This window comes from Methanomicrobium sp., assembly GCF_055145805.1.
The window spans coordinates 14,439-33,154 of the sequence record NZ_JBSREC010000113.1; the positions used below are offsets into that span (position 1 = coordinate 14,439).

The 18,716-nt window shown below is 38.2% G+C and carries 19 protein-coding genes and 1 pseudogene; 7 read left to right on the plus strand and 13 right to left on the minus strand.

Features of this window, described 5'->3' with window-relative positions; genetic code table 11:
- Window positions 1-26: 26 nt before the first annotated feature.
- The 3 genes from ACTB1O_RS10445 to ACTB1O_RS10455 all read right to left on the minus strand — a co-directional run bounded on the left by ACTB1O_RS10445 (window position 27) and on the right by ACTB1O_RS10455 (window position 3,586).
- Window positions 27-1,328, minus strand: a complete 1,302-nt coding sequence (locus ACTB1O_RS10445) for a Fic family protein (protein ID WP_462995077.1) — start codon at window positions 1,326-1,328, stop codon at window positions 27-29.
- Window positions 1,329-1,454: 126 nt separating this feature from the next.
- Complete coding sequence (locus ACTB1O_RS10450; RefSeq protein ID WP_462995078.1) at window positions 1,455-2,282, minus strand: ABC transporter ATP-binding protein; 828 nt, start codon at window positions 2,280-2,282, stop codon at window positions 1,455-1,457.
- A gap of 77 nt (window positions 2,283-2,359) precedes the next feature.
- Window positions 2,360-3,586, minus strand: a complete 1,227-nt coding sequence (locus tag ACTB1O_RS10455) for an adenosylhomocysteinase (RefSeq protein ID WP_462995079.1) — start codon at window positions 3,584-3,586, stop codon at window positions 2,360-2,362.
- A gap of 100 nt (window positions 3,587-3,686) precedes the next feature.
- Here ACTB1O_RS10455 and ACTB1O_RS10460 point away from each other — a divergent pair, with 100 nt between their 5' ends.
- Window positions 3,687-3,950 carry a hypothetical protein gene (locus ACTB1O_RS10460; RefSeq protein WP_462995080.1) on the plus strand — a complete coding sequence of 88 codons (264 nt, stop codon included), beginning with the start codon at window positions 3,687-3,689 and terminating at the stop codon, window positions 3,948-3,950.
- 45 nt (window positions 3,951-3,995) lie between these two features.
- Window positions 3,996-4,802 carry an imidazole glycerol phosphate synthase subunit HisF gene (gene hisF, locus ACTB1O_RS10465; protein WP_462995081.1) on the plus strand — a complete coding sequence of 269 codons (807 nt, stop codon included), beginning with the start codon at window positions 3,996-3,998 and terminating at the stop codon, window positions 4,800-4,802.
- A 64-nt stretch (window positions 4,803-4,866) separates the two neighbouring features.
- Here hisF and ACTB1O_RS10470 read toward each other — a convergent pair whose 3' ends face one another.
- Window positions 4,867-5,817: an ornithine cyclodeaminase family protein gene (locus ACTB1O_RS10470; RefSeq protein ID WP_462995082.1), complete on the minus strand. Its 951-nt coding sequence runs from the start codon at window positions 5,815-5,817 to the stop codon at window positions 4,867-4,869.
- 75 nt (window positions 5,818-5,892) lie between these two features.
- Here ACTB1O_RS10470 and ACTB1O_RS10475 point away from each other — a divergent pair, with 75 nt between their 5' ends.
- Window positions 5,893-6,531: a hypothetical protein gene (locus tag ACTB1O_RS10475; protein ID WP_462995083.1), complete on the plus strand. Its 639-nt coding sequence runs from the start codon at window positions 5,893-5,895 to the stop codon at window positions 6,529-6,531.
- 155 nt (window positions 6,532-6,686) lie between these two features.
- Window positions 6,687-7,304, plus strand: a complete 618-nt coding sequence (locus ACTB1O_RS10480) for a hypothetical protein (RefSeq protein WP_462995084.1) — start codon at window positions 6,687-6,689, stop codon at window positions 7,302-7,304.
- Window positions 7,305-7,347: 43 nt separating this feature from the next.
- Here ACTB1O_RS10480 and wecB read toward each other — a convergent pair whose 3' ends face one another.
- Entirely contained in the window at window positions 7,348-8,424 is a 1,077-nt protein-coding gene (wecB, locus tag ACTB1O_RS10485; RefSeq protein ID WP_462995085.1) for a non-hydrolyzing UDP-N-acetylglucosamine 2-epimerase, read from the minus strand.
- A 58-nt stretch (window positions 8,425-8,482) separates the two neighbouring features.
- Window positions 8,483-9,796 carry a hypothetical protein gene (locus tag ACTB1O_RS10490; protein ID WP_462995086.1) on the minus strand — a complete coding sequence of 438 codons (1,314 nt, stop codon included), beginning with the start codon at window positions 9,794-9,796 and terminating at the stop codon, window positions 8,483-8,485.
- A 166-nt stretch (window positions 9,797-9,962) separates the two neighbouring features.
- On the opposite strand from ACTB1O_RS10490, the gene ACTB1O_RS10495 reads away from it, so the two are divergent.
- Window positions 9,963-10,736 (plus strand): class I SAM-dependent methyltransferase, encoded by a 774-nt coding sequence (locus tag ACTB1O_RS10495; RefSeq protein ID WP_462995087.1) that lies wholly within the window; start codon window positions 9,963-9,965, stop codon window positions 10,734-10,736.
- Window position 10,737: 1 nt separating this feature from the next.
- Here ACTB1O_RS10495 and ACTB1O_RS10500 read toward each other — a convergent pair whose 3' ends face one another.
- From ACTB1O_RS10500 to ACTB1O_RS10525, 6 genes are all read right to left on the minus strand, one after another.
- Window positions 10,738-11,469, minus strand: a complete 732-nt coding sequence (locus ACTB1O_RS10500) for a glycosyltransferase (protein ID WP_462995088.1) — start codon at window positions 11,467-11,469, stop codon at window positions 10,738-10,740.
- The gene (locus tag ACTB1O_RS10505; RefSeq protein WP_462995089.1) at window positions 11,466-12,419 is read right to left on the minus strand and encodes a lysylphosphatidylglycerol synthase transmembrane domain-containing protein; all 954 of its coding nucleotides are present in this window, start codon (window positions 12,417-12,419) and stop codon (window positions 11,466-11,468) included. The genes ACTB1O_RS10500 and ACTB1O_RS10505 overlap by 4 nt, the downstream gene beginning before the upstream one ends.
- A gap of 60 nt (window positions 12,420-12,479) precedes the next feature.
- Window positions 12,480-13,259 carry a class I SAM-dependent methyltransferase gene (locus ACTB1O_RS10510; RefSeq protein ID WP_462995090.1) on the minus strand — a complete coding sequence of 260 codons (780 nt, stop codon included), beginning with the start codon at window positions 13,257-13,259 and terminating at the stop codon, window positions 12,480-12,482.
- A 61-nt stretch (window positions 13,260-13,320) separates the two neighbouring features.
- Window positions 13,321-14,451, minus strand: coding sequence for a glycosyltransferase (locus ACTB1O_RS10515; RefSeq protein WP_462995091.1), 1,131 nt, complete (start codon window positions 14,449-14,451; stop codon window positions 13,321-13,323).
- A gap of 15 nt (window positions 14,452-14,466) precedes the next feature.
- The gene (locus ACTB1O_RS10520) at window positions 14,467-15,990 is read right to left on the minus strand and encodes a glycosyltransferase family 39 protein (RefSeq protein ID WP_462995092.1); all 1,524 of its coding nucleotides are present in this window, start codon (window positions 15,988-15,990) and stop codon (window positions 14,467-14,469) included.
- 123 nt (window positions 15,991-16,113) lie between these two features.
- Window positions 16,114-16,497: a cupin domain-containing protein gene (locus ACTB1O_RS10525; RefSeq protein WP_462995093.1), complete on the minus strand. Its 384-nt coding sequence runs from the start codon at window positions 16,495-16,497 to the stop codon at window positions 16,114-16,116.
- A 74-nt stretch (window positions 16,498-16,571) separates the two neighbouring features.
- Here ACTB1O_RS10525 and ACTB1O_RS10530 point away from each other — a divergent pair, with 74 nt between their 5' ends.
- Window positions 16,572-17,054, plus strand: coding sequence for a peptidylprolyl isomerase (locus tag ACTB1O_RS10530; RefSeq protein WP_462995094.1), 483 nt, complete (start codon window positions 16,572-16,574; stop codon window positions 17,052-17,054).
- A 62-nt stretch (window positions 17,055-17,116) separates the two neighbouring features.
- On the opposite strand, the gene ACTB1O_RS10535 is transcribed toward ACTB1O_RS10530, so the two are convergent.
- Window positions 17,117-18,070: a hypothetical protein gene (locus tag ACTB1O_RS10535; protein ID WP_462995095.1), complete on the minus strand. Its 954-nt coding sequence runs from the start codon at window positions 18,068-18,070 to the stop codon at window positions 17,117-17,119.
- Window positions 18,071-18,170: 100 nt separating this feature from the next.
- Here ACTB1O_RS10535 and ACTB1O_RS10540 point away from each other — a divergent pair.
- Window positions 18,171-18,716 (plus strand): annotated as a pseudogene (locus tag ACTB1O_RS10540) (DNA-directed DNA polymerase II small subunit); the annotation flags it as partial.

Genomic DNA, 18,716 nt, shown 5'->3' on the forward strand with positions numbered 1-18,716 from the left:
TAAAAAAATTATTTTTCTATCTCCTTTCAAAGCAAACTTTCCTCATTAAATATAAAGATAAACTCCCTTCCCCGTTTTTCCTTTTTGATACAGCCTAAATCCGCAAGAGTCATGAGGTCTGTTCTTGCTGTCTGGTAAACAACTCCGTGAGTCTCCATAACCTCCCTGATTGTAAAGAAATCGTCGCTGTTTTCCATCATCTCCCTGAGGATATCGGCCTGTCTCGGATTGATATCCGGAATGGTCTTTATTAGTGCTTTTGTCGCATTCTGTTCGCTTTGTTTTTTCTCTATGTAGGTGAGAAGATCTAATCTCGCCTTTTCTATACACCGGATGTTGTACAGGATGAAGTAAGTAAGATCCATCTCATCGTATTCAGTGTGCAGGTATGCAAGTGCATAGTCTTTCTTTGACCTGAGAATAATCCTTGATATCGGCATATACTCAAAAAGCCAATACCCCCTTGAGAGGACATACCAGTAAAAGATGCTCCTTGCACATCTTCCGTTTCCGTCTTCAAACGGGTGAATATACCCTATAAGGAAGTGAAGTATGATTCCCTTTATTATCGGGTGTATGAATGTCTCTGCACCCTCACTGTCATCATTTGCAAACCGGCATAACTCATTCATCATTTCAGGAATTTGTATATATTTTGGCGGTATATGATGGACTGTACCCGTTATTGGATTGGCCACCACAATCTCGTCATTGTTCCTGAATCTTCCTACTTCTGAATCCTCAAGTGTATTCTCCGTCACAATGCGATGGATTTCAAATATGAATTCCGGTGTCAGAATATCATCCTTATGCTTCAGGATGTGCTGCATCGCCCTGTAATTGTTTAATACCATATGCTCGGACTTGTTCCCTGCCTTTTTTCCCTTCCGAAGCATCTCCTTTGCCGCTTTGTGACTTGTTGCCGCACCTTCAAGGATTGAGGATGCAATCGCCTCCTCCATCAGTGAGTTTACGATGTAGGACTGGTCAAGTTTTATGCTTTTATTATGTATTCTTATGTTTCCGGAGAGATACTGGTCAAATATATGCAGACTCCGAGATATCTCAGGCGTTGTCGAATATCTTAAATCAAGAGGGGGGTAGGGGGGGGCCTCATATTTCATCATCCTAAGAAACTTCATAAAAACCCACGCGGTAGCTCTCTTCTTCGGATCTTCGATTCGGTACTTCAATTCATCCCAGTATAGATACCGATTGTTGTATTCAGTAACCTGCCTGAGGAAATCCGGCTCTCTATGTATTTCTTTTATATTGGCGAGAATCTTTTCATCATGGATCTCAGGCGGTCTTTCGGGAAGTTTTCTCAAATAGCCCCACACTCCTAAATACTAATTTAGTATATTTTAGTAGTTGATTAGTATTTCGCCTGAAAGTATATAACCAAATACTAATTTAGTAGATTTTAGTAGTTGATTAGTAATTGAGATGAAAATCTAATACCCCGTCGCATAATACCACCCGTCCTCCTCTCTTATATGCAAAGAAACATCAAAAAGTCCCCCGATAACATCATCCGTCAAAATCTCATCCTTCGGGCCGTCACCACAGAAACTGCCGTCCTTCATCAGAATAACACGTGTTATCTCCGGAATTATGTCGTGGAGATTGTGAGTTACCATGATGATTCCTGTTCCTGATTCGGCAATCTTTCTGATAGTCTTTCTGAATGTATGAAGGGCATGAAGATCAAGACCGGATGTCGGCTCATCAAGGATCAACGCTTTCGGGTCGTGAACAAGAGCACGTCCGATTAAAAAACGCCGGGCTTCGCCGGTTGACATCTTTCTCATCGGGCGGTTTTGCAGGCGTTCAATCTCTAAAAAACTGAGAATCTCATCGGTTTTTTCCTCCATCGCTGTTGTTACCTCGTGCATAAAAAGCCCGATGCTTGAAAAAAACCCGGAGAGAATTACATCCCGGCCTGTCGTATCCCGTGTGTATGTAAACTGAAGTTCATGTGATACAATGCCAAGACTTTTTCGCAGATCACCCACATGCCAGACATCCCTGCCAAGTATCCTAAACCTCATACCATCCTCCAAAAGAGGATAATTCTCACGGGTTACGGCTCTGATAAGAGTTGATTTACCCGAACCGTTCGGCCCGATAATTGCGATATTCTCACCGGCAGGAACATTTAAAGATAGCGATTTTAAGACTAATTTATCCCCTCTCATTACACTGACGTTTCTAAAGTCCAGAAGCGGAGGTAATGAATCAGGGGATTTTTGCATCTTCATTGCATCAATATTGGTCTTCATGCAGATACCGTTTGCTGAGGCTGAAAAAACGAAAGTCAAACACCGAAGATAAATTCTGAAAAATAGAAAAAATAAATTTAAGTTCCGATATCCCAGCTGGTCATGTATTTCTGCTGGTATTCGGAAAGCTCATCGATTCCGACACCAAGAGAGTCCAGCTTTAGGTTTGCAACGGTTACGTCAATATCGTTTGGAACTTCATAAACTCCGCCGACAAGGTCTGGCCCTTCGTTTTTGATGTACTCGGAGCACAACGCCTGAAGTGCAAATGAAAGATCCATAACCTCAACAGGATGACCCATTCCTTTTGGCACAGCCAGGTTTACGAGGCGGCCTTCTGCAAGAACGCTGATCTTCTTACCGTTTATTATGTATGTGTCAATTCCGTCACGCTGCTCATAGCCTTCCTTATGCTCCTCAAGCCACGGAATGTCAATTTCGACATTGAAGTGACCTGCGTTTGATAAAATTGCGCCGTCTTTTAAAAGCGGGAAGTGCTTTCCTGTAAGAATTGATGTGTTTCCGGTCGTTGTCACAAAGATATCACCAATCTTTGCTGCCTCATCCATAGTCATCACATGGTAACCATCCATGTGTGCCTCAAGTGCACGTCTTGGATCAACTTCAGTTACAATAACCTTGGCGCCGAGTCCGTTTGCCATCTTTGCAAGACCGCGTCCGCAGTATCCGTAGCCTGCGACAACAAACCATTTACCACCGATTAAGGTGTTTGTTGTAATCATAACGGCTGAAAGAGCACTCTCGCCTGTGCCGTGGACATTGTCAAAGCAGCGTTTCATCGGTGTGTCGTTTACCGCAATTACCGGAAACTCAAGCTTTCCTTCCGCAGCCATTGAGCGAAGGCGGTGGATACCTGTTGTTGTCTCCTCGCATCCTCCGATGATATTGTCTAAAAGCTCGCGTCTTTCAGTGTGAAGACGGTGGATTAAGTCCATTCCGTCATCGATTGTGACAGTCGGATTTGCGTCAAGCACCTTGTCGATATCCGCGTAATATTCCTCAACCGTGCATGCACGCTTTGCATAGCACTGAACATTTTTAACGGAGTTTAAAGCCTCTGATACATCATCCTGAGTTGATAGCGGATTGCATCCTGTGATATACACCTCAGCCCCTCCGGCTGCAAGAGTCTCCACAAGAACTGCTGTCTTTGCCTCAACATGAAGCGCCATTCCTATTTTTGTGCCCGAAAGCGGTTTTTCCGCCTCAAATCTCTTTCTTATTGCGCCAAGAGCAGGCATATACTGCCTTGCCCAGCTCATCTTAAGTTCGCCCGTATTCAAAAATGTCACCTGAAATTATTCTGCTTATTATTTTGAACGTGAAAGATAATAGTTATTTACTGTATCGAAAACAAAAATGTAAATACAGGAGAACAAAAACGTGGACGAACTTGTGCCTGTCAGCCGTGGCTTAAAGGAGAAACTTACGCAAAACGGGGAATTTTTAACCGGCAACTGCTATGTAAACCCCAAAACAGGCATCCTCTGGAAGAAAAAACCGGACGGAACCTTAACTGAGATTACTAAAGATCCCGGCCGTGTCCTGTCCGCTCTTAAACATTACGGGATGAATATCGAAAAAACAAGGGTCAAATGCAAAGCAGGCCGAAAAGAATGGTTCAGGCTCCCGGATGATAAAAAATAAAAAAGAAGATTATAATAAAAAAGAATAATTTGGTGAGTAACCGGCATGACTCTTACAAAAAGAATAATTCCCTGTCTTGATTTAAAGGACGGACGTGTTGTCAAAGGCACAAATTTTCTCGGCCTTCGTGATGCGGGCGACCCCGTTGAGCTTGCGAAACAATACAATGATCAGGGTGCGGATGAGGTCGTTTTTCTGGATATAACCGCATCAAAGGAGAATCGCGGGGCTTTAATAGACGTAATCCGTCGTGCCGCCGATCAGCTTTTCCTGCCTCTTACAGTCGGAGGCGGCATCAGTTCTGTTGATGACATGCAGGCGCTTTTGCGTGCAGGTGCTGACAAGGTATCAATAAACACAAGCGGAATAAAAAACCCCGAACTTATCAGAAGGGGTGCTGAGAAATTTGGAAACCAGTGTATTGTATCGGCAATAGATGTCAGGCGAAATGATGCACTAAAAGACGGGGTTACAGAAATTGAAATGCAAAACGGCAGTGTCTGCTGGTATGAGGTTGTAATATACGGGGGCAGCAAACCAACAGGAATTGACGCTGTTAAATGGGCAAAAGAGGCAGAACGGCTTGGTGCCGGAGAGATATTACTTACATCAATGGAGACAGACGGAGTAAAAGAGGGCTTTGACATACCCATAACCTCTAAAATTGTATCAGAGGTTGGAATACCTTTAATCGCATCAGGTGGTGTCGGAAACTTTGAGCACTTCTATGACGGCTTTGTCAGCGGACATGCAGACGCATGCCTTGCGGCATCAGTCTTTCATTTCGGCGAGATGACTGTTTCTGATGTTAAAAATTACCTGGCAGAAAAGGGTGTGCCGGTAAGAATCTGAATATAAATAAGCATTTTCCTGGGATTTTTGTAAAACAGGATAGTTTCAAATGTTTTGATGCAAATCACGAAGTGATTTGGCATTCGAAATCAAGCTCAATAAATTCATTATTTTCCATCACCATCTTTGCGGTAACAAGATCCTGGATAGCAAGACCTGTTGAGTCAAATACAGTTATCTCATCCGGACGCATCCGCCCTTTTTTACCTAAAACAACTTCCCCCAATGTGCCTGCAATCATCTCCGGATTATAAATATCATCTGTTATCGGCACATTTATCTCACCGGAATGAACAGCCTGGGTTATATCATCGACAAATACACCTGCATCCAAAAGAATCCCCGCATCAAGCTCCTGCTTTCCGGGCGCATCCGCACCGATGGCATTGATATGGGTTCCTTCGCATATCCACTCCCTTTTGACTACAGGAACACGGGAAGGAGTTGCAGTCACAAGCACATCGCAGTCGCATGCCTTTTCTATTGAAACATTCCGGCAGTCAAAACCGGAATGCAGATTGCAAAATTCTTTTGCATGGCTTTCATTTCTACTCCAGACAGAAACACTCTCAATCACGAGTTCTTTTGATATTGCCAGAACCTGGGCTGATGCCTGCCTGCCGGTACCGATAATTCCCAGCCTTACGGTTTTTTTTGCGGATAAATGCTTTGCTGCCACAGCTCCGGCAGCTGCGGTCCGCAAATCTGTAAGACGGGTTGCATTAAGTATAGCAAGAGGAGTTCCTGTTTTTGTTTCGATTATGACAGTCAGTGCCATAACACTCGGCAGACCATACTTTGCATTTTCAGGATGAACATTTACAATTTTGACACCCGCAATATCCATTGAGGGAATATACGCAGGCATAGTCCGAAAATCGCCTTTTTCAAGATCAATATACATCTTGGGAGGCATCTGAACCATATTTTTCCCATGTTCGGCAAAAACAGCCTCTATGCGGGAATTAAGATCCTTAATGTCAATATTTTTGGCAGGATTGGGAAAATACTTCATAATGGCAGAAATGGTTTTATTAGCCTTAACTTTTTGCACATGAAAAATAATAAAAAACGAGGATTAAAATATCTGATGAAATTAAACCCGGATTTTTATCACGTTCAGCCGTTTAAATCAGGATATCAGAACATAACAACCCATATATATTATTCAGGACGACTACTCGCCAAAGAGGATTTTGTTATGTATAAAAAAATTGTTCTTTTTATCGCAGTGATGATTGTAATACTGGGAACAGCTTTCACATCAGGATGCACGGACACACAGAGCCAGAGTATAGTACAGACGCCTGCAGCGACAGTAGTCGCGGCAACTGAAGCTGTAACTGAGGTTTCGGTTTTGGCAGAAGCAGAGGCTCTGCCATGGATTGTATGGCGTGGAGAAGAAACAAACGCTATAACCTTAAAGCAGCTCGGAGGATACTTCACATACAGTCCGAATGTGAACGGACAGAAATTTAAGGCACTCAAAGTTGAGATCCGCTCAAATTATCCGGTTACAATACTTTTCTTAAATGATAAGGAACTTTCAAACTTTGAAAAGAAGATGTCAACCAATTCCGGGACATATACACCACTTGCGCGTTATGAAGATGTGAATTACAAAGTAATAGAAGAGTATTCCGATGATTTCCTCAATGTTGTGATCTGGAATCCCGGAAAAAAGGTTGTAACAGCGGATTTTTACATCTGGTACAAAAATGTTGTTTGAGAGAGGTCTTTTATATCAAATAAATTAAATTTTTAACTATATCCGGTTTTTGTAATGGTTTGGTTTTGCACAGGTTGATGCATGCCGCCTGCAACGATAAGACATAGTAATGTTTTTGGATCAAAATTGGGGGGAAAATATAATGGGGGTAATTTATGGTTTTTGATGCATCATCTCCGGATATCGGTTTAATCGGTCTTCTTGTGATGATCTTAAATATTTTTTTGTTTGTGTTTTTTGTATATATATTTCCGTTTTTTGTCTATTTCATCTCAGGCACAAAACTTTACGGAATATTAAGAGTAACAATACTGTTCATTTTCTCATTCTTTGCCACTTTCTTCCTTGCTTTTCTGGCGGCATATACATTATCCTTCGGTTACATAATATCGGCCATATCAGCAGGTTTTATAGTTTCTATAATAACCGGACTTGCCCTTATCTCCGGCTATTCCATATTTGAGCACAGATATCCGATAGAGCACAAATGGATCCCGTATATAATTTCATCTATTGCAGCGGCTGCATATATGTTATACAATTTCGTATTCCCCTTAAAAGATGCACTCGACATTCATTCATATATTGTAATGGAATATACAGGTGCGGATAATTTCTTTCAGGCAATTTACAGATCTATGGGGTTTTTTCAGGAATACTATGGAAACGTCTCTCTCGGACTTTCATACATAGGATATTTCCTGGAGATATTTGTTATCGGTGTGATCTTATTTTTTGTGATTGCAATTGTGATGGAGTGGATTGAGAGATGAAAAAATAATGAATTTTAATTCTATTCTGCTATAAAAAATCTACCTAATCCTCTAAAATTATATCAATAATATATTTCGCAGCATTACCATCACCAAAAGGATTTTTCCATTTCTTCCTATTATTCATCATGACATCAACGGCTTTTTTAATATTTTCAGGATTTGTTCCACCCAGAATATTTGCACCAACATCGATTGTTTCAGGCCTTTCGGTATTATCCCTGATTGTAACACATGGGATACCCAGTATGCATGCTTCTTCCTGCACACCACCGGAATCTGTCAGAATAAGGCGGGCATTTTTTTCAGCCTGCAAAAAAGTCAGATAATCAAGTGGTTCTATAAAAATTATCCCCTCCGATTTAAGCCCGAATTTAGAGATCATTTTTTGTGAACGCGGATGGATTGGATAAATGACTGAAACATCATATCTTCGGGCAATTTCAGATAAAGCATCCAAAACACCCTGAAATACATCTCTGGAATCCACATTTTCTTTCCTGTGAATTGTAGCCAGGAAATAATTTTTTGCATTTACTCCGGTTAATTCACAGAAATTTACTCCGGCGTCAGATATTTTCAGATTCTGATATAACGAGTCAACAACAGTATTTCCCGTCAGATGGATTTTTTTGCCATCAATTCCTTCATTCAGCAGAATATCTCTTGATTTTTCAGTAGGTGCAAACAGGTAATCAGAACAATGATCTGTTAAAACCCGGTTTATCTCCTCAGGCATATCCCTGAAGTAACTTCTAAGACCGGCTTCAATATGCCCCACCTTAATTCCAATCTTTGACGCGGCAAGAGCTCCTGCAAGAACAGTATTGGTATCCCCCTGCACAAGCAGCACTTCAGATGGCTTATTCAGCAATATCTTCTCGGTTTTATACAATATTTTGGCAGTCTGCTCACCCTGTTCTCCCGAACCCACATTTAAATTATAATCAGGTAGTGGAAGATCAAGTTGATCAAAGAAAACTTTGTCCATATTTTCTGAGTAATGCTGCCCCGAATGAATAATATTATAATCAATATTCCTTTTTTCACACTCCCTGATGACAGGAGATATTTTAATTATTTCAGGGCGGGTTCCGAGGATTATGGATATCATGTTCATTTACTCTATGATTTTTAAAAGAGATAAAATAAATTCAGTTCTCTTAAAAATTTGATTATTATTTAGAGATGAAACGGGACTTCAGATGTTCGATTGTTTCAGATATATCTTTTATTAAAAATTTATCAGATTTCATGGATGATATTACCAGTGCAATTAATATAAGATACTCTATTGCAAAAAAAGCAACAATAAAGTAATAGCCCCCTGTACCTGCAAGACTTGTATATTCATGGTTTTGGTAATATTTGTAATAAAAAAGGGGAAACTCCATATACACAAGTGCCTGCCAGCCATAAAAAAGAGCAATTCTCCTGACTGAACCTGCCAGCAGAAGAGCAAAAAACGGAGTTATCCAGGTTATATATTGGGCACTATGGAATTTTGTGAAAAATATCGCTGAAAAAATTGTGAGCAGAATTACAATTAAAAGTCTTTTTTCACTTTTAATACCCTTTGCCAAACTAAAGCCAAGTACTGCAAGGATGGATACTGCCATCAGCACATACATAACAACAGATATCCCTTCTGCACTTACAGGAAGCCCGGCAATTGAAAAAATTGAGAATATTGTGTATGTTGCAGTATTTACATAAACCGACAACGAACTTCCGGTAGCAAACAGGTATGTATCGATAACACCCGGATTTATAAGGAAAAGTGGAACAAAAAGAATTATTCCAATAGGTAATCCCACTTTCAGAACTGTTATTATTTCATCCTTTAAGGATGAATCCCGGGAATTATATATTGCAATAAAAGGAAGTGCAAAAATAGGGAATATTTTAGCAAAAAAGCCAAGTATATCTGCAATATATCCTTTTATTTTCATTCCATAGACAGTGAAAAAAACCGTTAAGATCAGCAGGAATACAGGAAATGAATCAAATTTTGTAAGGACAAAATATCCGGCTGCAAAGGCTGTTGAATACATTATTGCAGAAATCAGGGCTGTTTTTTGGTCATATAATTTAAGGGCTATGAAATAGATCAAAACTGCTGTTATAATGTCTAAAAATGACATCAGGGCCTGATATAAATAAACATAAGTCATTACATCGTTTGTCATCATAGCAAACGGAAGAGGAATAAGTATCGGGATTAGAAACAAAACAGGATAAGCCACAGAAAAATCAACATATGGAATCTGGCCCTGGGAGATATTTACTGCATAACCCAGATAAATTGAGATATCAAAGAGATCAACAAACGAATGAAAAACATTTGTAGTCACAAAAAGAACAAGCAGTTTTGTAATAATTGACAGGATACAGATTATTGCAATATTTTTTAGTATAGTCTCTTTATTTATCTCAGGGAATTCTATTCCCATAAAAGTGCAGCCCGAATCTTTTTTCTTTCTAACAGCCATTAATTATGTATTCAGATTAGAATCATAAAAAATTACCTCCACAAAAACACTCCTTTTCATCTTAATACATTTAAATCCGCCCTGAATTATAGTATAAATTTTTTAAATCCTTTTGGAATGTAATTTTAGGAAAGAATTTATTTAAGAAAACCTAATTAAAGTGCTTATGATAAAAGAAGAGAACCATGATAAATCCAATATTCCGGATTTCTCTTCGTTAAGTAATGAAGAATTATATGAACTGGACATATATCATGAAATTGATACAGATTTTTGTTTAAGCCAGCTAAACGGACTTTACGGAAAAATAAATAGTGCCCAGGATAAAGAGATTATTAATTCAGTATACGGAAAAAATGTTCTGGATGTAGGTTCTGGTCTCGGTACCCTTTCTTATCGGTTAAAAATTAATAACTTCAATGTAACATCAATAGAGCCCAATGAGGATTCATCAAAAATTGCAAAAGAGAATTTTGATATCGATTCATATCCTCATTCCATATACCATACCCCGTTTTCGGATAATGAATTTGACACAGTTATTCTCAGGGAATGCGTTGAACATCTTGATTTTGAACTTGCATTAACTGAGATAAAGCGTATATGCTCAAAAAGAGTGATCATTTTTCAGACAAATCTGAATCCTCTTGTTAAATTTCTAAGAAAAAGAGGAGGTCATGAGGAGTTTAATCCTCAGGATCTGAAATACTATAAAAATACTCTTAAAAAATACGGTTTTTCAGAACAAAATACAACTTTCAGAGATCCTATGGCTTTTCCTTTATCAGGAGGATATCACTGCAGTCAACTTGTTCCGTCTTCTGAATTTTTAGAGAGCGGAGTCTTAAAAGCAGATAATATTATGAATTCACTGTTGAGAAAAACAAATCTATCCAAACATTTTTGCTGGAGGTATCTCCTTATATCCGATAAAAAATAAATTAAATCCATTCCTTCTTTAGATATTTTACCCGGATTATATTGTATAACAGAAAAATGTAATTTTTCATCTCCTTAAAAATATTTATTTTAGACTCGCCGTATTCTCTCCTGTGCAACTCAACAGGAACTTCAATTACAGATTTTTTTGAGATTATTAACTTGGAAATAATTTCTGCATTTATCTCAAAATTATTACTTTTTATTTTAAGATCTTTAAGGCATTCGGCCTTATATAATCTGAATATAGGACTGACACATGAAATTTTCTGGCTTAATAAAATCCGGAATAAAAAATTTATGGATTTACTCAATAACAATCTAAAAGGAGTTACTTCTGCCATCAAACCTTTTTGGAGATATGGCGAACCTGAAACACAGTCAGCCTGAGTATTATTATAGCCTTCAATCAGGGTTTTTATATCTTCAGGTCTGAATGTCAAATCAGAATCCATTGTAATAATAAATTCTGAATCACAATTCTTTAATCCGACTTTTATGGCTGCACCCATGCCCTGATTTATATTATAAGATAATACTTTTACATTTTTGTGTTCATCTGCAAGTTTATTTAATTCATAAAGTGTTTTATCTTCACTTCCATCATTTACGAAAATGAAATTAAAATCCTTTCCAGAATTTTTTGCTATCTCATTTATTTTAGGGAAAAATTTTACATTATAGTGTCGAATATTATCTTCTTCATTAAAAAATGGAATTATTATTGAAATCATTTATGCACCCCATTTATCCTGTTCAAAGAAAATTTCGAAAAGATAAACCCTACTATTAAAACAAAATATATCGAAAGCATTCTATCCATTAGTACTATGCTTGTCGCCGATATAGAATTTACTCCGAGACTTTCCACAAGATATGTTAACGTGACCTCTGTAACTCCTATACCCAGCGGAATTTGTGAAACAAGACCGATTATAATAGAGATACAAAAGAAGCCTGAAAGGAGGATTATATCTAAATCTATTCCAAATGCCTTTGCTATCAACCAAAATCTTAAAAATTCGAATGATAATGATATGAATGTCAAAATTATTACAACAGCCATTTCAGAATACTTTATTTTTGATATTGTAAGATCATGACCAGTTAATTTTTCACAAAAACGTGTTTTTTCTATCAGCTTTTTTAGCTTTTCGATTAATATATCAGAATAAATGTAAGCAAGAAGTATTATAGCTAAAACAGCAACCAATAACTGAAGTGCCATAATAATCCTTGTATCAAGAGAAATAATCAAAAACATGGAACTTCCAATGACGATTAGAAGGGTCAGTTCAAAAAATCTCTCATAAAATAATATTGAGATTCCATCATTATATCGCATATTATAAACTTTTTTCATGAAATACGCTTTATATACGTCTCCAATTTTCCCGGGAGTAATATTTGAATAGAAATATCCGGAAATATTTACAATTGCTGCATCTTTCCAGCTTATTTCAGTATTATATCGATGACATAAAAAAGACCAGCGGATTATTTTCACTCCAATACTTAATACTGACAGCAATAACCCAAAAATAAGATATTCCAGGATAGAATTACTAAATAGGTGAATATTCCCTATAACTCCCGATGATAAAATGAAATATACCAATATTATAAGGCCAAATGCTAATAATGAATATTGTAATTTATTTTCCCGAGACATCTCAATGTTCACAATTATTTCTCCAAAGGGGTAATTCTGAAAGCCATATAAATCCTTACATAAACGAAATTATCACTTTTTACTGCAGGACAATAAATATCTCCAGCAAAAGATCTTATCCAGTCTTAAAAATTTAAAACCGCTGTTAATAATTCCGTCAAGTTTCATTACTCCTGACTGAATCGTCTTATTATATGGAATTAACTGAGGACTGTCATAGCTTCCAGAAAGAGGAAAAGCAAGAGGATCACGAAAAGACACTTTTTGATCCGCGTATCCAAAATCTGACAATACAGCGGAGTAATAATCCCTCGTTCTCGGATTGAACTCTCCATGTGTCATCCTTTTTCTTAAGATCCGGGTAATAAAATTTAAATTGTTCTGAAAGATAAGCACCTTAAATTTGCATATCCTGTTAATCTCTTTCATTGCAAGTTCAAAATCAAGATGCTCGACACAATCCCTTAAGATTACTGTATCAAAAAAATTGTCCTCAAAAGGAGTATTATATATGGAGTATGGGAATGATTCCACACCAAACCACTCTTTTGCCAGTTTTCTGCTGCTTTCATCAGGTTCAATTGCGATTACCGAAAAGCCTGCATCCTTTAAATTTTTTGTAAGAGTTCCAAGACCTGAACCGATATCCAAAACCCTTTTTCCGGTTATTTCTTTTATTATGTCAACGTCCTGAGACTGAATAACCAGACCATATATGCCGTCTAACTTTTTTTTACAGTATTCATCGTCCCTCTCATGATAAATATCCAAATCATATAGTTCTTTTTCAGACAACTGGCTATTGTCCGGAATAAATATATTATCAGAGGATTTTTTACTGTCTCTATCCATGTCATTAACATTTTTTCTTCAATACGATATAATGTGATCTAATCTGAAAAAAATATTAAAATTATATATACTCGATCTTATCCAGGCTCCAGGTAATATTCCGGTTTGCCCAGAAATTCCAGATAAATGCCAGTATTATCCCAAATACGTTTGAATAGAGGTAATATAATCCAAGGCCTTCTGTGAGGCCATATAATACTGCGAAATTAATTGCAAGACCAACAACAGATATTGCCTGATATGAAATTATTCTTTTTTTGATGTCAAGAGAATATAGTTCTTTTTTTGTTTTAAATGTCCATAAATTGTTCAGGACAAAGTTCCAGATAATTGTAATTTCAAATGCAATAACCGCTGAGACCAGATAGTTTATTCCCAGATATTCGGTCGGGAAATAAAGGAAAAAGAAGTCAACAAAAATTCCGGATGTCCCAACAATTCCAAATTTTATTATTTTTTTCCATTCTTTCCAAACAACTGTTTCATGATGGGAGATTGCATGCATCCCGATATCAATACACTGATAAAGATAATCAGACATTGTGGATAATTTAAGTTTGCTCTCTCCCTCTTCCCGGTCTTTAAAGGTGAAAGGAATCTCCTTTGCTTTTTTCCAGTTACCTTTCCCCAAAACCTCCATTAAAATCTTATATCCCCTGGGCTTCAGGGAGGCATTTTTTAATATCTCCTTTTTTATTGCAAAAAAACCGCTTACAGGATCAGTAATCTCGGGGAAAAGAATTCTCCCGAAAAACGTAGCACCAAGCGATATAATACGGCGCTTTAAAGGCCAGTTTTGAATCTCCCCGCCTTTTTTATACCTGCTTCCAATAACAACATCGCATCCCTCATCTAAAATCCCGTTATAGAATTCCGGTATTAAGTCAACAGGATGCGAAAAATCCGCATCGATTACCTGAATGATGTCAGCCTTTGCATTCTCAAAACCTTCTGCAACAGACTGTGAGAGACCATGATCATCATCCCTTACAATCAGACTAAGGCCAGGATATCTTTCCTGAAGTCCTTTGACAATCTCAATTGTCCCGTCATTTGAATCATCATCGACAACAAGGATCTCTCCTTTTATGTCATTCTTTTCCAAAACATCAAAGACGACTGTTATAATATTTTCAATATTATCTGTCTCATTAAAAGTGGGGATTATTACTGTAAGGGAATATTCTGCCATCCGGTTAATCCTCAGTTATTTTGATTTGAATATATATATTCCCGTGTGCTGCCCAAAAGGTTCGGCATTCTTTTCAAGCCATGCAAGAGAGTCTCCTTCCGGGTTGGCAGCGCTGATGTCGCCTGTAACAATATAGTATGCAGTTGAATTTCCGCGTTTTGTGTTTATTTCTTCAAGTTGTGCAGACGATTCAGCAGAAACCTCTGTCACCTTGTCCAATTCATTATCATAATAATAATCAAGAGGCTGCTTCATATAACCAGGCATGACAACGACATAATCCCCTTCATTTGTCTGTCCGGAAAGAGCCTCTGAAAAGCCTCTCCAGTCATTCTTGGAATAGCCTGTGTAATAAACAGACATGTATGGAATGCTTACCAGAAACAGAATTATAATCACTGCCAGAGCCACTTTTTTCAGGTCTGTTTTTTTAGGAATAAATCCGGAGGATGCCGCTATTGCCACAAAATAGAAGGGAAGAATATATATCAGATATCTCGGGCTCATAGGAATTTTTGAAGACAGAATGATGCTGACAATAAAGGGCAGAATCAGAGAGAGAATGATAAGATATGCAAAATTTCTCTTCTTTTTATTGCTGTATAAATACACTATTCCGACAACTGCAAGCAGTGAGAATAATACTGTCAGGTAAATATTGCTCCCCGATAACATCATAATTGTACTTGTAAACACATCAAGACCTGAAAGACCCCATGTCGGTGCTGATGCCGTTCTTTTAAGGAACAATCCGACGGTTACAATAATTAAGGGCAGGGATGCCAGAATAAATGCCAAAAGGCCTATAAGAAGGGGTTTTACAGATTTTATGTCCTCTAAAAGAGATTCTCTTCTGACTATTAATGCATGAAGAATTAAAATTCCCACAGCAACAAAGACATAAAAATGTGTCCAGAACGAAAGTGCGGAAAAGACACCGAATAATATCCAGTATTTAAGAGAATCCGATTTTATTGCCAGAAGATAGAAGAAAAGAGCTATTGAGAAGAAGAAGAGCACTGCAGTATAAGCCCTTGCATCCTGGGAATAAAATATATGAAAGGATGAAAATGTCATAAGGGCAGCCGCAATAATTCCCCCGCATCTTCCTGTTATCTCTTTTCCAATGAAATAGAACACAGGAATTGTAAGGGAGCCAAAAAGTGCCGGCCAGAATCTCAGGACAAATTCGCTGTTGCCAAATGTCAGCATAAAGTGCTCAAGGTAATAGAATAAAGGCGGATTAAAATCAGCATTTACAGTTGAATCCCATATTCCGGAAAGAGACTGACTCGCATATCCAAGAGTCGAGGCTTCATCAAGCCAGACAGAATTAAAACCGAGATTATAGAACCGAAGTGCAAAACCAATTATTACAAGCCCCAAAAGCATCTGGGCATACCGGTTATACAGTATTACATTCTTGAGATTGTGAGAATTTAAGTCTTTTAAGGAGTTTACCTGGTATTTTTCTTCTAAAATAACAACAGAGTCTTTTTTATTTTTCCCTGTCTCTTTTCCGGCTTTCTTCTTCCCCATATTTAATCTTTGAAATATCTATTTTCGGTCATATAAAACAGATCTGTTCTTCCTGACAGATTAATCGGGGAGAAAAATTTGGTTTTGGTATGAAATGCATTAAAAAACAGATATCCAATCAGGTCAGATTAATATCTCCTCATCGGATTCATCCCACTTAGGGCTTACAACTGCAATAAATACAAGATCACAATCACCCGTATTCTCAATATACTGAAGAGCTCCGGGGGGAATATAAACAGCCTGACCGGAGGAGAGAGTCTCTGATTCATCCCCTATATGCATCCTCCCCTGACCTGAAAGGATGTAATAGACCTCTGAAGACCTGACAAGTCTGTGCGGCAGTGACTTCTCTCCTTTCAGAACTTTTGCATGGGATATACTGTAACCCATAAAAAGCTCCCCGCAACCGTAAATTCTCGAATTTTTCGGGTGAAGAAGTTCACATAATACGCAGTTGTCACCTGACCGGAAATACTCTGCATCTTTTATGTCACGAATAAGCATAGCAGATATATAATATCTAAAAAGAGAACAATTTTTTTATTTTTGAAGCATAATTTAAACAGGAGTCTGATATCATGACTGGTAAAAAAATAAAACTTGAGACAAATCACGGCGACATTGTAATAAGCCTCTATGAGGATATGCCGGTAACAGCAGGAAATATCGAAAAACTCGTATCTGAAGCATTTTACAACGAAATTATATTCCACAGGGTTATAAACGGCTTTATGATTCAGGTCGGATGCCCGAAAGGAACAGGAACAGGCGGTCCCGGATACACTATAAAAGACGAGTTTGTAAAAGGGCACTCAAATGTCCGCGGCACAGTTGCGATGGCGAACACCGGACAGCCCGATACCGGCGGAAGCCAGTTTTTCATAAACCTTGGCGACAACTCATACCTCGACTGGGATAACGCATCAACACCCTATAAACACCCTGTATTCGGCGAAGTTACAGAAGGAATGGATGTCGTTGACAAGATTGCCGGCCTTCCAACAGATGCATCAGACCGGCCAAAAAAGGAAGCAAAGATTCTAAAGGCTTCAATAATTTAAAAAAAAATAAAATAATCCCGGATATATTTTTATAATATATTTTTAAAAAAAAGATTGAGGTCTTAAAACCTGAAACGGTTGCCTTTTCCTTTTATTATATCGAGTTTTTTCATGTCCGAAAGAATTGCGTGGATATAATCTCTTTCAAGATCGAATGCAAACTCATCGCCGGTCTCTTTTACGGAGATTGTGACATCCTTTATCTCTTCTGTTATTTCATCGATTCCAACTTTTTCCCTGTCTTTTAAAAAGTCAATTATTCTTCCTGCAATAAGGGTTTTTAAGAATATATTCTCCTTTAGGCGTGAGTATGAATCCTCATCAATATTATAATCTGCAAAGAGTTCGTCGAGGGTGTTAAGATCGGCTTTGAATGCAAACTCAGGAGGTGTTGTCACATGATACTCAGACCCCGACATAACATTCACAACAGTTTTTATATCGTATTTCTTCCTGCTCTCCTGTGAAGAGCCTTCAAGAAGGATATCAGAAGGCATTGACGTGACAAGCTCTTTTGCATCCTTTGACTTCAAGAGATATTTCTTCCCGTCCCTCTCTTCTATCATCCCGTTCTCCTCAAGAACCGGAATAATTCTCATCATTTTTGATGCGAATTCATCCCCTTCAAGAGCAAGTTCGCTGATCTCTGAAAGCCCGCCTTCCTCCTTTAATATTTCCAGAAAACGGCTTACATCAGGGTCGTCTGATATGCATGCACCCTCCTCTTTTGAATCAAGAAACTCTTTTAAAAGACTCTCCATGGATTCAAGTTCGGAGATTACCATAGCGTAAGTCTCCCTTAAGATTCCGGATATCTCGCTTTCATCGTCCTTAAAATTAGCAGATTCCTCTAAGAAAAATTCACGAAAATTATTAATCTCCGCTTTACACAGAGTGTCTTTGACAAGTGTCTTAACAATTCTTGTCTTTGTACGGCTGCCTTCTTCCTTTAGTTTTTTTGAGAAGTTTTCCGCATCAAGCGGATTATAGAATATAAGAGTCTCTTCAAATGCCATTTGCCTACACCTTTTTTTACAGATATGTCTGATAAAGGTATAAAACTGACAGGAGGATTCCCAACTCTTTTTATAATTCAGTACAAACCTATTTCTGTTAATGATGGATGTCAGAGGAGAGGAGGTAGTCCTCAGGTTTCTTGAGGCGAATCTTCAGGTACACGGGGAAGTGGTCCTCTTTGTCCTGGAATCTGACAATTCATCTGCTCTTATAGAACAAATAATCGAGAATGTTCCCAAAAATGCCTTTGTAGCCCTTCCCGAACATATTCCCGGATGGAATGAGAAAAGTATAGTTCAGCCCTCCGCCCGCCTTTTAGAACCAGAATCCACACAGACGGCAGAAAATGCAGAAAACATTCCAAAGGAGACAGACGGAACAAGATTTGTCTCACCTTCTGAAATTGAAATCTTATACGGAACTCCGGAGGAGAGTAAAAGAGGCACAGATTATACCGATTTTATATATTACTTCAGGGACAGGTATGATAAACTTTCAAAGATGCTTCGCGGCCGTGGTGATCCAATGCCGATATCGGCCCTCACACAGACAACAAGGTACAGGCAGCAGACCATTACAATAATCGGAATGATATCCGAGGTCAGAAACACTGCAAAAGGGCACAGAATAGCTGTTCTTGAAGAT